8 protein-coding genes and 5 pseudogenes are annotated in these 13429 nt (G+C 51.1%); 2 read left to right on the forward strand and 11 right to left on the reverse strand.

The features are described from left to right. Nucleotides 1–16: 16 nt before the first annotated feature. Nucleotides 17–736: an L-lactate utilization/bacilysin biosynthesis transcriptional regulator LutR gene (gene lutR, locus D368_RS07850; RefSeq protein WP_017418877.1), complete on the reverse strand. Its 720-nt coding sequence runs from the start codon at nucleotides 734–736 to the stop codon at nucleotides 17–19. Between the two features lie 205 nt (nucleotides 737–941). On the opposite strand from lutR, the pseudogene lutP reads away from it, so the two are divergent. Further along, nucleotides 942–2617, forward strand: a pseudogene (gene lutP, locus D368_RS07855) (L-lactate permease LutP). Nucleotides 2618–2654: 37 nt separating this feature from the next. On the opposite strand, the pseudogene rpoN reads toward lutP, so the two are convergent. Then, nucleotides 2655–3964: pseudogene (rpoN, locus tag D368_RS07860) on the reverse strand (RNA polymerase factor sigma-54). Nucleotides 3965–4040: 76 nt separating this feature from the next. Here rpoN and yvfG point away from each other — a divergent pair. Next, nucleotides 4041–4259 (forward strand): protein YvfG, encoded by a 219-nt coding sequence (gene yvfG, locus D368_RS07865; RefSeq protein WP_003151570.1) that lies wholly within the window; start codon nucleotides 4041–4043, stop codon nucleotides 4257–4259. Nucleotides 4260–4272: 13 nt separating this feature from the next. On the opposite strand, the gene D368_RS07870 is transcribed toward yvfG, so the two are convergent. The 9 genes and pseudogenes from D368_RS07870 to epsG all read right to left on the reverse strand — a co-directional run. Further along, on the reverse strand, nucleotides 4273–5238 hold the full coding sequence (locus tag D368_RS07870) for a polysaccharide pyruvyl transferase family protein (RefSeq protein WP_101562450.1): 966 nt from the start codon (nucleotides 5236–5238) through the stop codon (nucleotides 4273–4275). Further along, nucleotides 5217–6389, reverse strand: a complete 1173-nt coding sequence (locus tag D368_RS07875; RefSeq protein ID WP_017418873.1) for a DegT/DnrJ/EryC1/StrS family aminotransferase — start codon at nucleotides 6387–6389, stop codon at nucleotides 5217–5219. The genes D368_RS07870 and D368_RS07875 overlap by 22 nt, the downstream gene beginning before the upstream one ends. 4 nt (nucleotides 6390–6393) lie before the next feature. Continuing rightward, complete coding sequence (locus tag D368_RS07880; protein ID WP_003151567.1) at nucleotides 6394–7041, reverse strand: acetyltransferase; 648 nt, start codon at nucleotides 7039–7041, stop codon at nucleotides 6394–6396. After that, a complete protein-coding gene (locus D368_RS07885; RefSeq protein WP_128574699.1) occupies nucleotides 7038–7646 on the reverse strand; it encodes a sugar transferase in 609 nt (202 codons plus the stop codon). Before D368_RS07885 ends, D368_RS07880 begins: the two co-directional genes overlap by 4 nt. Further along, a pseudogene (locus D368_RS07890) lies at nucleotides 7643–9159 on the reverse strand (MATE family efflux transporter). Before D368_RS07890 ends, D368_RS07885 begins: the two are co-directional and overlap by 4 nt. Then, on the reverse strand, nucleotides 9156–10190 hold the full coding sequence (locus D368_RS07895; protein WP_128574700.1) for a glycosyltransferase: 1035 nt from the start codon (nucleotides 10188–10190) through the stop codon (nucleotides 9156–9158). The pseudogene D368_RS07890 and the gene D368_RS07895 overlap by 4 nt, the downstream one beginning before the upstream one ends. Continuing rightward, nucleotides 10187–11263: pseudogene (locus D368_RS07900) on the reverse strand (polysaccharide pyruvyl transferase family protein). Before D368_RS07900 ends, D368_RS07895 begins: the two are co-directional and overlap by 4 nt. Before the next feature lie 4 nt (nucleotides 11264–11267). Beyond that, nucleotides 11268–12305 (reverse strand): glycosyltransferase family 2 protein, encoded by a 1038-nt coding sequence (locus D368_RS07905; protein ID WP_128574701.1) that lies wholly within the window; start codon nucleotides 12303–12305, stop codon nucleotides 11268–11270. A 28-nt stretch (nucleotides 12306–12333) separates the two neighbouring features. Further along, nucleotides 12334–13428: pseudogene (epsG, locus tag D368_RS07910) on the reverse strand (biofilm exopolysaccharide biosynthesis protein EpsG); the annotation flags it as partial. Nucleotide 13429 lies beyond the last annotated feature (1 nt).

The following is a 13429-nucleotide window of genomic DNA, read 5'->3' on the forward strand; positions in this document are numbered from 1 at the left end:
TTTCACAAGTCAGCTTCTATACATTTTCTTCAAAATAAGCCCCCAGCACTTCTTCCACATTCGTCAGGTGCGCCGTCATCGCGGCTTCCGCTTCATCCGCGTCTCCGGCGGCGACGGCGCTGTAAATGCGTTCATGCTCTTCATACAATCGCTGCACGCTCGTTCGTTTAGAAAACAGCCAAATTTTTCTCGTTTCTCTCATTGTTTCCAAAAGGAGCGCGGAGACATGATTCATGAGATGCTTAAGCAGCCCGTTTTGTGATGCTTCCGCCAGCGCCATGTGAAAGGAGAAATCTGCTTTTTCGCCCAATTCTTCATCTCCGTCGATGTCTTTCATCTCCAAGAGAGCTTGGCGGATTTTTTGCAAATCGTCTTCGGTGCGTTTTTCAGCGGCCATGGCGGCGACGCCGAGTTCAAGCAGCTTTCTGACTTCGAGCAGCTGTTTGACGTCCTCTTTTTTCATCAAGAGGGCGGAAGAAAGCGGCTGGGAAACATGAGACGGCTCAAATTCTCTTATGTATGTGCCTTCTCCCTGCTTCATGTCGACGAGCCCCATCGCTTTCAAAGCCGACAGCGCTTCTCTGACCGCCGAGCGGCTGACCTGAAAACTCTCAGAAAGCGCCTGAACGGAATCAAGCTTTTCACCCGGCTTAAGCTCGCCCGCTTTTATCTTCTCCAGCAATGCGTCAGCGACTTCTTCGTAGATTTTTTTCGTTTTAATTTGTTTATATTTCAACGCGATCACCCCGTCACTTGTGAATCTTGATGTTTATCGTCTATTATACTTCTTTTTTTGTGTTGCCGACAGGTTCAGACAATTTGTTCAAGAAAAGTATTGTACTTTCAAAACTTTCAAAATATAATGCTAATTAACCCGGTCATCAGATGACCTTATCATAAAAAGTAATCGTTTACATGACATAAGGAGGGGTTTTTTAGGGATGCAATGGACACAGGGGTACGCTCCTTTAGGGGGAAATTTGCTTTTATCGGCAGCTTGCGCGTTCGTGCCGATTATCTTCTTTTTTTGGGCGCTTGCGGTGAAACGGATGAAGGGGTACATAGCGGGGCTTTTAACGTTAGCCGTTTCACTTTTAATCGCTGTATTTGTTTACGGCATGCCGGCGGAAAAAGCGGTGATGTCCGCTTCTCAGGGAGCGGTGTACGGGCTGCTTCCGATCGGCTGGATTATCGTCACATCGGTCTTTCTGTATAAAATCACCGTGAAAACGGGACAGTTCGAGATTATCCGGAGTTCGGTGCTCTCAATTACAGATGACCGGCGTTTGCAGGCGCTGCTCATCGCCTTTTCATTCGGGGCATTTTTAGAAGGCGCCGCCGGTTTCGGCGCTCCCGTCGCGATCTCGGCCGCTTTGCTCGTCGGACTTGGTTTTCAGCCGCTGTATGCGGCGGGAATTTGCCTGATTGCCAATACGGCCCCCGTTGCCTTCGGTGCGATCGGCATTCCGATTACCGCCGTCGAAGGTCCGACCGGGATACCTGCAATGGAAATTTCCCAAATGGTTGGCCGGCAGCTTCCGTTTTTATCCGTCTTTATTCCGCTTTACTTAATCATTTTAATGAGCGGGTTTAAAAAGGCTTTTGAGATATGGCCGGCCATTCTTGTTTCCGGCGTCTCCTTTGCGGCCGTGCAGTACGCAAGCTCGAATTTTTTAGGGCCCGAGCTTCCGGATGTGCTGTCGGCGCTTGTTTCCATGGCCGCGCTCGCTCTGTTTTTGAAATTTTGGAAACCGAAAACGGCCTTTCGTTTCGCCGCAGAACGGGAATCAGCAGCGGCCGCTGACCGTGCGCCGATCAAGTACGGGGGCGCCGCGGTGTTTAAAGCGTGGTCTCCTTTCCTTCTTCTGACGGCCATGATATCCGTTTGGGGGATTCCCGGCGTGAAGGCTGCCTTAACCGGTCATTATGAAGGAACGTCAATGTGGCTTTCCTGGCTGAATGCAGCCGGGCGCGCATTGACCTTCACGCCTCCCGTCCCATTTGTAAATCAGCAGATTCTTCAGGCGGACGGCACGCCGATTGAAGCCGTATACAAACTTGAGCTTTTCGGTTCAGCGGGGACGGCGATTCTGATTGCCGCCGTCATCTCCAAGTTCGCCCTCGGCATGTCGTGGAAGACGTGGGGCGAAGCGTTTATTGAAACGGTGAAAGAGTTAACGCTTCCGGTTGTGACCATTGTTTCTGTTGTCGGCTTTGCTTATGTGACGAATGCTTCCGGCATGAGCACGACACTCGGTCTTGCGCTTGCCATGACGGGCGCGATGTTTACCTTTTTTCGCCGGTGCTCGGCTGGCTCGGCGTATTTATTACCGGCTCTGATACATCGGCCAACCTATTGTTCGGCGGATTGCAAAAGGTGACGGCGCTCTCTGTCGGGATGGACCCGGTTCTCTCCGTTGCCGCCAATTCATCAGGCGGTGTCACCGGAAAAATGATTTCTCCGCAATCCATTGCGGTGGCCTGTGCCGCTGTCGGTCTGGCGGGCAAGGAAGCCGGCCTTTTCCGCTTTACGATTAAGCACAGTCTGTTTTTGCTTCTGCTCGTCTGTCTCATTACATTTTTACAGCATCATCTGTTTTCATGGATGATCCCGTAACACGGAGAACCTCCCCGGGGTTTGGCTCGGGGAGGTTTCAGCTGTACCGTTTTCTCGCCGATGACGGCGGAATATTTAATTGGTCACGGTATTTGGCGACGGTGCGCCTTGAGATTCGGATGTCATATTGTTCATGCAGCAGATCGGCAAGCTTTTGGTCTGAAAAAGGTTTCTTTTTATCTTCTTTATGGACCAATGCTTCCAGATGCGCTTTTACGGCATAATTGGAGGCGCCGCCGTCCCCCGATGATTCAGCTTTCGCCGAGAAAAATGTTTTCATTTCATACAGTCCGTACGGCGTCTGAACGTACTTCCCTTTGATGGCCCGGCTGATCGTTGATTCGTGGAGCTCCAGCGTTTCTGCCACCTCTCTTAAGGTCAGCGGCTGCATTCCGCTTTTTCCTGTGAGAAAAAAGGATTCCTGCCGTTCAGTCAGGACGCCGATAATTCTCGTGATCGTTTGTTTTCTTTGCGACAAAGCCCGGTTCAGCCAGCGCCATTCCTGATATTTTGCCGACAGATAATTTTTCGTGTCACGGCACCCGGCAGCTGACAGGAGCGGCTGATAATGGGCATGAAGCTGGATGTCAGGAAACGAACGGCTGTTGAGCCGCGCTTGAATGATGCCGTTTTTCACCGTGATGAAAATATCCGGTTCTACGTAAAAACCCGGCTCCTCATGCGCATAACGGAGCCCCGGCCTCGGATCAAGCGCGCTGATCATGTCAGCGATGCCCTGAATGTCTTTAAGCGGAATGCCCGTTTTCAGTGTAAGCGCTTTCCAGTTCTTTCTGGCAAATAGCTCAAAATAGGCTTCGGCAATCCATTCCGCCTGTTCGTTCCGCTCAGGCAGACGGCGGAGCTGAAGAAGGATGCATTCCTGCAAAGACCGGGCGCCGATTCCCGCGGGCTCAAGGGATTGAAGCTTTTTCAAAACCGCTTCCGTCTCCTCTTGTGAAGCGGATACATGGTCGGCGGCGGCTGATATGTCCTCTTTTAAATATCCGTTTGAATCCAATGAATGTATCAGATAATTGAAAATTTTTTTCTCATCATCGGACAGCTTCATGTCTAAGGCTTGCTGTTTGAGCGAATCCTGCAGCGTTTTACGGGTAAGTCTGATCTGCTGGCTTCCGTCCCGTTCTTTCATCCTGTTTTATTTGTTTTATGGTAAGATAGTGGCGGCGTGTCTGTTTCCTTTCGTTCAATCAGAGGGTTTTCCAGTGAGAGCTCATCAATATATCCGGCCAGTTCCGCGGAATTGTATCCGAGTAATGTGATGGCCTGTTTAAGCTCTTGCGTTAATTGAGGCTTTAACATTTGTGTTTGCTGAAGTTTGATATCCATCATGCTCACTCCCCTTTTTCATTGTACATGATTGGTTTCATACCGTATATACTTATTAAAAGGAGTTGCTTTATAGATGTCAGAACTTTTTTCTGTTCCCTATTTTATTGAAAACTTTACACAGCACATTGAAATGAATCCGAATGAAGACCGAATTCATGCGATGAACAGCTATTACCGCTCCGTCGTCTCAACCCTTGTACAGGATCAGCTGACGAAAAACTCGGTTGTGCTCAAAAGAATTCAGCATTTGGATGAGGCGTACAACAAAGTAAAACGCGGAGAAACAAAATAAACCTTCCGCTCATTCAAAGCGGAAGGTTTTCCTTCGTGCCGGCGGTTTCACCGATCAGCCGGACGTCCGGCGCTTCGTGCGTCCAGGTGTAATAATAGTTCGCGTTTTTCCCGTATGAATTATCAATGACGGTATTCGGTTTCCCGAGAAGCGAGGACAGGATGTGGCCGTGGAGCCTTGACGTTTCCACCGATTCGTACCTGCTGAAAAACAGGACCGCTTTTTTCGTTAAGAAATCGGAATAGCGTTTCCAAAACCGCGCAATCGACAGCGGGTTTCCCGCTTTTTTATTCAAAACATTCAGCGTTTGGAAAAAAGCGATTCCCCTGCGGTCGCTTGCTGACAGAACATCCTGCCAGTCACAGCTTTTAACGGAAGAATTGTTTTGCAGCTTCGGGTTGATTTCCCCATCCGTGCGGATAAAATGAAGCCTGCCGCGTGACGGAGCCGCTGACGCCGCGATCGGATACAGCTGATGGGCCATATCAGGCATAAGCCCGATATGATTCGCCGAAAAAAAGCGTTTCGCAGTCTCGTATGACAGATGATCTCTCGTAAACAGGTGGAGATCCTTATGCTCCGCAAAAAGCGCCGATGTCTTTTGCAGCCGTGTCTTATCCTGATAATAAATCGATTGCGGCAGGATGACGATCCTGTTTTCCGGAAAGGATTTGACGATTTTTTCCCTGAACGTCTGATAGTACGGATAGAGATCCCCGAAATTTCCGCCACCCTGACAGACGATGATCGTCTTTTTGTCCGCCCGGCGCCCGAATGGAAAATTGTCGGGATTCCAGCGCTGTTTCACGCGGATGCCGTGCGCTTTAAAAAACGCCTCCGTCCCTTTCATAATCAATAAATCCCCTACATTTCCGTAGAGGGGATAGTCGGCATATATGATGTCGGATTGCGGCGGTATAACGCTGTGCAGACCCGTCAGCGTCTCTTTTAATCGGCTCATAACATGGCGGCTGTCCATGTTTTCTCCCCTTTCGTTTCAAACAGTTGCGCAAGTGCGTCAATGACACGCTGCTGCTCCTCAGAAGACAGGTCAGACCCGGACGGCAGACAGATGCCCCGGCTGAAAAGGTTCTCAGAGACACGCTCATGTTCGCTGTGAGGATAAAAGACGGAAGATGAGAAAAGCGGCTGCGTATGCAGCGGTTTCCACAGCGGCCGGGCCTCAATGTTCTGTTCCGCAAGACAGGCGACGGCTTCTTCCGGCGTCACGCCGTTATCAAGCGTCAGAGCCGTCAGCCAGCGGTTTGAAACCGTTCCTTCAAGCTCCGGCATCATGCGGATGCCCGGATATGTTTCCAGCGCTTCCCGATACCGGTGAAAGATTTCTCTCCTCGCCCGGACGCGATCTTCAAGCACTTCCAGCTGCGATATCCCCACGCCCGCGAGAATGTTGCTGAGCCTGTAGTTGTAACCGAGCTCGCTGTGCTGGTAATGAACGGCGGCATCTCTCGCCTGTGACGCAAGAAACCTCGCTTTTTCAATCGCGGCTTCATCGTCAGACACGAGCATGCCGCCTCCCGATGTTGTAATGATTTTGTTGCCGTTAAAGGAATAAATGCCGAAACGGCCGAACGTGCCGCTCTGCCTGCCTTTATATGTTGATCCTAAGGACTCGGCAGCGTCTTCAATCAGACAGACGCCGTATGCGTCACAAAGGCTCATTAATTCATCCATTTTCGCGCTTTGCCCGTAAAGATTGACGGCGATCACCGCTTTCGGGAGTCTGCCGCGCCGCTTTGCATCCCGCAGCGCCCGCTCAAGCGCATCGGGCGACATATTCCACGTCTCCCATTCCGAATCAATAAAAACGGGCTCAGCCTGCTCATACACAATCGGATTCGCCGTGGCGACAAACGTAAAGGAAGGACAAAATACAGCGTCTCCTTTTTTCACACCCGCAAGCCGCAGGGCAAGATGGATGGCGGCCGTTCCCGAGCTTACGGCCGCCGCGCTTTTCACTCCCGCATATTCCGCGAGCCGCGCTTCAAACGAATTGACGAGCGGACCGAGCGGGGCAATCCAATTGGATCGGAAGGCTTCTGCGATGTATTCCTGTTCTTTTCCGCTCATATGAGGCGGAGACAAATAAATCCGTTTGTTTGTTTGCATGAAATCATCCTTTTTCATTATGGATAGGGGAGATGACGCGGGCCGGAACGCCGACCGCCGTCACATGGCCGGGAATTCTGCTGATGACCGCAGCCCCCGCGCCGATAACGGACCAAGGGCCGATGTCCATCTGCGGTATGACGGACGCGCCGATTCCGATGTGCGTTCCTTCCCCGACTTTCACTCCGCCGGCAAGCGCCGCGCGCGGTGAAAGATGGACGTAATCTCCGATTGCATTGTCGTGATCGGCAACCGCCCCCGTATTGATGATGCAATGGGCGCCGATGTCAGCGCCCGCCTGAATGACGGCCCCCGCCATCACAACCGTTCCGTGTCCGACGGAAGCCGTTTCACTGACGATCGCCCCGGGGTGAATGAGTGAAGCATAATCGGCATCTTCAATCCCAAGCGTTTCAGCGAACTGCTTTCTGACGCCGTTGCGGCCGATGCATATCGTGAACACGGCCTCGGGGACGAGTTTCCGAAGCATGTGCACGTCTTCCGTCCGGCCCGTATATAAACCGTTCCGAGCGGTAAAACCGCTGAATCCGTCGTCCAATATGCCCGCAAGCTCCATATCGGAACGGGCCTGCACGATTTCCTTCACGACTTTTCCGTGTCCGCCGTTTCCGATCAGCACGACCTTTTTCACGATGACATATCTCCGCTGCCTGTGAAGCGCTTTGCCGTCACATGGCCGGCTTGGTGTATGCCTTCTGACACGAGAACTTTTTTCACTGTTAAAAGCAGAATCTTTAAGTCGAGAAGAAAGGTGCGGTTGTCGACGTACCACACGTCGAGCTTGAATTTCTCCTCCCATGAAATCGCGTTTCTCCCATTGACCTGCGCCCAGCCCGTAATCCCCGGCTTCACCTCGTGCCGCCTCGCCTGCTCCGCCGTGTAAAGCGGCAGATAATCCATCAGCAAAGGGCGGGGGCCGACCAGACTGATATCGCCTTTGAGCACATTAAAAAGCTGGGGAAGCTCATCGATGCTCAGTTTTCTGATCAGCCTTCCCGTTTTGGTCAGGCGCAGATGATCCGGAAGCAGCACACCGTTTTCATCACGCGCATCCGTCATCGTTCTGAGTTTATACAACGTAAACGGACGCCCATTATGCCCCGGTCTCGTCTGTTTGAACAATACCGGAGACCCGATGGCGCATCTGACGGCTGCCATGGCGAAGAGAAGAATGACACTCGCGCCGCACAATAACAGCGTCGCGGCCGCTATATCAAATACACGTTTCGCCTTCAAATCTGAACAGCTCCTTTCACTTTTCGGCATTTCTGTAAAGCAAGCCGCCTTTCTTCTTTCGTACAAATGAAGAAAAAAGCGAATGCGGCATAGCTTATGCATACGGCAAGCCCCGCGGCGATCAGACCGGCCCAGCTGTCAAGCGGTGAAAACAGCCGGATACCCCGGCAGACGGCCCAGGCAAATACGGCCGCCGCCAACGGTCCGAACATGCCTTTGTAAAACGCGGTTTTCTGAAAGCCGGTAATATGCGAAACATACAGCGGTGTGAAGACGGCATTTTTCAAAATGAGGGAGACAGCCCCGGCAATGGTGATGCCGTACAGCCCGAGATGTGCCGGTCCGCTGAGAACCACGGCCAATATGACATTCAGTCCGCCTAAACATAAAGTAACGACGGCGGGCGTTTTTTGTTTATTAAAAGCCGTCCATACGTAAAAAAGCGGCATGACAGAGAGACTGACCGCCAAATACGCGGCGTGAATATATAAAAGCGGCGCCGTCTGCACAAACGACGGGCCCAGCCAAATCGCCAGAAACGGTTCGGCAAGCCCTCCTAATAACGCAGCGGGAAGCGCGAGGAGAAGCCCGTTCATCCGCACGGCCTTATTGGCGTAAGACAGGAGACCTTCCATATCGCCTTTTGAATAATAGGAAGTCAAAACCGGCGCAAACAGTGAAGCAAGCGTCCCGGCAAGACTTCTGAGCAGAAGCGGGAATTGAATAATCGCCGCATAGACACCCGCTTCAGACGGCCCCAGCACGAGGTTGGCCGTCATGAGGTCAATCTGCAGAAACAGCAGCACGCCGATCTGGTTGACAGAACTCCAGGCACCAGCCGAAAACAGCACTTTGCTCGTCTGTAATGACAAGGTTTTACGGCTGAAAGAAAACCATGGAATCAATTTCTTAAAGAAGAAAAAGTCAGCACAGCTGCACAGACGGCTCCCGCTAATGCCGAAAGCTGGATCTGCCAGATCTTCGGCGGCAGGCACGTAAACAGAGCGAGCACACACAGCACCCTGACCAGCATTTGCACGGCCTGAATGGAACTTGTGATATAAAGCTTGTTGGCAAAAAACGGCCCCGTCGCGAACCCCGCCATAAAAAACGTCAGCATAAACAGCACGCTGCCGATTACGATAGACAGCCTCACATCCGTTAAGAGCCCGGCCGGTACATTCATAATCTTGTCAATAAAAAAAGCAGTCCCGGCGAGCGGCACAGCGAGTAATAGAGATATCACGACAGACGCGGCTAAATAGTTGCTTACATACGCATTGGCCTCGTCCCTGTTCCCCCTGTGGGCGGCGACGGAGAAAAACCTTACAACGACAGAGCTCAGCGCAACGGTAATAATAGAGAAATAGTTAATGATATTCTGTGTCAGATGGACAAACCCAAAGGCCTCAACACCTAATGTTTTCACAATAAAGGGCGTCATCCACACTGATAAAAACACCGATAGTAAAAACGCCGTCACATTGGCGCCGAAATTAATGGCAAATTTCATGCTCCTTCCGCACTGCCTTTCTCTTTCGATTTCCGTTCGAAAAACGCATGCAGAAGAAGAGGAAGGCGCATTTTGCACAGACCGAGCACCACGCGCTCCCCGGCCAGCAGCTGTTTATGGCGGCACGGCGTCCTGCGCACCGCCGTTTTTACCATGTCATACGCTAAGATTCTGCCGATATGCGCCGTAATCTGGTGTGACGGCTGCGGGGCGGCGCATGCGTTGGCGATCAGCATCGGAATTTGATGCTTGCACAAATACGTATCAATATCGCTCCGGCAGGCGTCCGTCAGCCCGTTTTCCTCATAAAAAGCCATTTTCGCTGCATATTGCTTTTGCAGTTCGTGATCTAAGCGGGGCTTAAACGGTGTTTCTGTAAGACTTTGCGGATTTTCCCGGTAGATATACAGCCCTTCGTCTATCACTTTGACACGCGCGGCTTGGCGGAACGCTGCCAAGTTAAACGGAGAGTCCTCGGCAAACCGGATATCTTCATGGAACAACAGCCCTTGCAATGCTTCTCGCCGGTATATATAGCGCCACACATACCAAATAAACCGATGTTCGTGCGCGCGGGTCAGCAATGCAGTCATTTCATCCGCTGTGAAGACGCGGCCCGGCGGAAGGGACGGCGGCATATACGTTCTTTCTTTAGACGGCGTTTCCTTATAATAACCGCAGCCGGCGATATCCAGCCGGTTCTTCTCCGCTTCTTCATAAAGCCGCTCGAACATCGTTTCCGTCACATAGTCATCGCCGTCCGCAAAACCGATATAACGGCCGCGGGCGGCTTTTATTCCGGCATTGCGGGCCGAGCTGAGGCCGCCGTTTTCTTTATGAATCACCCGGATTCTCGCATCTTCTGCGGCGAATTGTTCAGCCATCCGGCCTGACTGATCCGGTGAACCGTCATTGACGAAAATGATTTCGATGTCTCTCAGCGTCTGTTTTGTTAAAGAAACCGCGCATTCTTTAATAAAAGGCTCTGTCTTATACATCGGCACGATCACGCTCACAAGCGGCGCGGTCATTGGGCATCACCGCTGATTTTCGAGCGCAGCCCGGCAAAATAAACACTTCGCAAAGAACCGCCTTCCTCATGCTTGCCGCTGAGCAGCCGATTTACGGCGGATGTTACGGCTTCAGGGTCGGGACGTTCAAGCAATGTCATGTTCGGTATGTTTTTCAGCCATTGATAGCCTTCCATCACCTTATGATCAAACGAACGAATGACGACACAAGGCGTTTTCGTCAGCGCACAAAAAATCATCCCGTGAAGCCTGTCAGTGACGACGGCTTCCGCGCCTTTCAGCGTATTCCAAAGCGCTTCCAGCTCCTTTTCGCGTGTATGGCGGCTGACCCTCCGGCCGACCGTCGTGGTAAAGAAATACAGCTCTCCGTACTCTTTGGCCAAAGCTTCTTTTACCATCGTTCTGTCCTCAGCCGTCAGCGCGCTCTCCTTATCCTCCCGTAAACAGAGGTAGATCCCTTCCCGCGGGATGCGCCGCTCGCTTTTATCCAAATATAAGACCATGTCAGGCTGTTTGAGCACTGTTTTTCCGGGAAAATGACGCTTCATCCATTGATACGTCGTCTCATCTCTCGCCATTAACAAAAGGTCGGGATGCGCATTGTACACTTTTCGGGCGCGCTTCAGTTCCTTCCGCCCCTTTTTTGATTCAGAAAAGTGAGCCGTCGCCGGAAGCTGAACGATCCGATATTGCCGGAATGTTTTTATGATAAAGCGGCGCGTCCATTCCTCATACCGGTACAAATCCCCCATGTTCCCGCCGCCGATGATGAATACCATATCATCGGGGTGGCGCTTTTTTGATCAGCGCTTTTGCCGATCTGTATATATCCTTCATATCCACCTCGACAATGTCAAAATCGGGATACTCCCGTTCAAGAAACGTTTTGCTTGCGTAGGCGATGGCGTGATCGCCGAGATTATCGTGGGACGGGAGCAGCGTCAGAATGATCTTTTTCTTGCCGCTGTAAGCCCCGCCCCATCCGCTGCCGTTCCGAAATGAAATTGGGACGGGTATTTGACTTTAAGCAACAGCCATTCCGCGAGATTGATTTTTAAAGATTGTATCGACATGTCTTCACCCTCTGATTTTCATTTTGTACTCGATTGCCCGCTGATACGCGGCTGATGCCAGCGACACGAACGGAATCAGCTTCAGCTTCGCCAAAAGCAGAAGGCATGAGCGTTTGGCGTCAAACGGCGCCGTTCCCGTTTTGGAAAGGCTCAGGCGGAATACGGGATCAGCGCATATCCGGCTGATATTCTTCCACTTCTCAGAAAACCGGCCTCCGTTATTCCGCTTCCATTCATTCAGCAGGCAGACCGTTCCGTGCTGAACGATGAAAAAATCCAGCTCCTGCCGGTATTCCTGTAAGCAGCCGTTTTCACGCAAAAAAGCCTCGTTCAGCCGATAGAGAACGAGACCTGAGTCAAACAGCTTTTTCTGATAGCTTTGCACAATGGAAGTCAAGTGAATCCGATAATGATAGAGCGGCTGATCCACGTATGAGACGGCACCTGCGAAAACATGCGCCCGGAGGCTGAAGTACTGATCCTCCACGTGCTCCAGCTCATCACGAAGCGGAAAGCGCAGCTGATGATGCTCGATCATGGATCTTTTGTACAGCTTGTTCCATGAAAAACCGCTGACTCTTCCTTCAAATAAATCTTTCAGGTACCGTTGTTTCGGGCGGCCCTCGTACGCTGAAGCGATCGTTGAAACGGCGGTTTTCCCCGTATCCGCAAATTCAGCCGCATATTCGCAAATCACGAGATCAGACTGATCAGCCTTCGCTTTTTCATACATGCTGAGGCAATAATCAGGTTCAACCCAGTCGTCCGCATCAATAAAAGCGATAAATTCGCCGCGCGCCGCCTCGATTCCCCTGTTGCGGACCGCGCCGAGCCCCCGGTTTTGCTGATGAACGACCCTGATTCTCTCATCCCGCTTCTGATAGGTTTCAAGAATGGCCGGGCTTTGATCCGTTGATCCGTCATTAACGGCCACGATTTCGATATTGGCGAGCGACTGATTGAGCAATGAATCTAAGCATCTTTCTAAATAAGTTTCCGTATTATACACAGCAATTAATAAACTGACCGCGGGTGTTTCCATATAAACCTCCAGTGTCCATTACCGGGAAAAAAATCGTTCTGTACGGAAGCACAGACGAATCGACCGGCATAAGCAAGTAACTGTAAAGAAAATAACAGACAATAATGGCGATATAAATCAGCGCATTTGATTTTTCATCAAAAATCCTCACAAAATAAGGGATCAGGATCATTTGATACAGGCCGAAATATATATTAAACCGGGCAAAAATAACATCCTTTGTCGCCAAAAGACCGAAGAGCAGGCCGAGCAGACAGAAATTCACGATGACATCAATGTCAGGCCAGAGCTTCCGCAGCCGCTCCCGATAGCAGAAAGCCAAAAACAGCGGCAGCAGCAGCACCGCGATTTTTACGACGTTCATCCCGTTCGTATTGGTCATCAGCCATTTCTCATAATGGCCGTACGAGCTGTTTTCCAGCACGACGACAAACAGCGAAATGAACTTCTGATACAGAAACGTCATAAGAAGAAACAATGCCGACAGTCCGAAAATCGCGGGCGACCATGCTCTTTTTCTGACGAGAAAATAAACCGGAATCATAATCAGCGCTGAGGAATGAAAAAGCGAACACAGCAGCACGATTGACATATAACGCTTCCAGCTTCCGCTGATCACGTAGCGGACGGCCCAAAACAAAACGGCCGCCACCATATACTGCCTGATCCCGTTAAAAGAAGCGTAATAGTGATACGTGCCCAAAAACAAAAATACACTCAGCTCAAACGGACGGCCGAACTCAACGAGCCCCTTTAAAATAAAGCTGCACGTCACGACCGCCACGGTGAAATACATGATTTGCGGATCTTTCGTGATAAAATTCATGAGCCAGATGAGAGCCGTAAACCCCGGATCAACGGCTGCTTTTTTCGCTCCGAACCCGAAGATCTCCCAAATGCTGCCGTAATTTCCCGCCAGCTTGTACATCAGCGCGTACGTCTGAAAATCCGTCCCGACTCTGTAGCGCAAACCGGAGACCAATACCAGCGATAGCAGCGGAACGAGCATGACGAGCTGATTCGGCCGGTATCCGGTCGAAAGCGATTGATCACGCCCGCCGCACATTTTCGCGAACCATGACCAAATATAAACAATTCCCATATTGACTACATATACAATCATT

This window comes from Paenibacillus lentimorbus NRRL B-30488, from assembly GCF_000411595.1.
Classification (GTDB): domain Bacteria; phylum Bacillota; class Bacilli; order Bacillales; family Bacillaceae; genus Bacillus; species Bacillus velezensis.

Bases quoted from the DNA above. Each gene is read 5' to 3' on its own strand.
- D368_RS07905 (WP_128574701.1), bottom strand. From the start codon at position 12,305: ATGGAAACACCCGCGGTCAGTTTATTAATTGCTGTGTATAATACGGAA.
- D368_RS07870 (WP_101562450.1), bottom strand. From the start codon at position 5,238: ATGGACAGCCGCCATGTTATGAGCCGATTAAAAGAGACGCTGACGGGT.
- D368_RS07875 (WP_017418873.1), bottom strand. From the start codon at position 6,389: ATGCAAACAAACAAACGGATTTATTTGTCTCCGCCTCATATGAGCGGA.
- D368_RS07895 (WP_128574700.1), bottom strand. From the start codon at position 10,190: ATGACCGCGCCGCTTGTGAGCGTGATCGTGCCGATGTATAAGACAGAG.
- yvfG (WP_003151570.1), top strand. From the start codon at position 4,041: ATGTCAGAACTTTTTTCTGTTCCCTATTTTATTGAAAACTTTACACAG.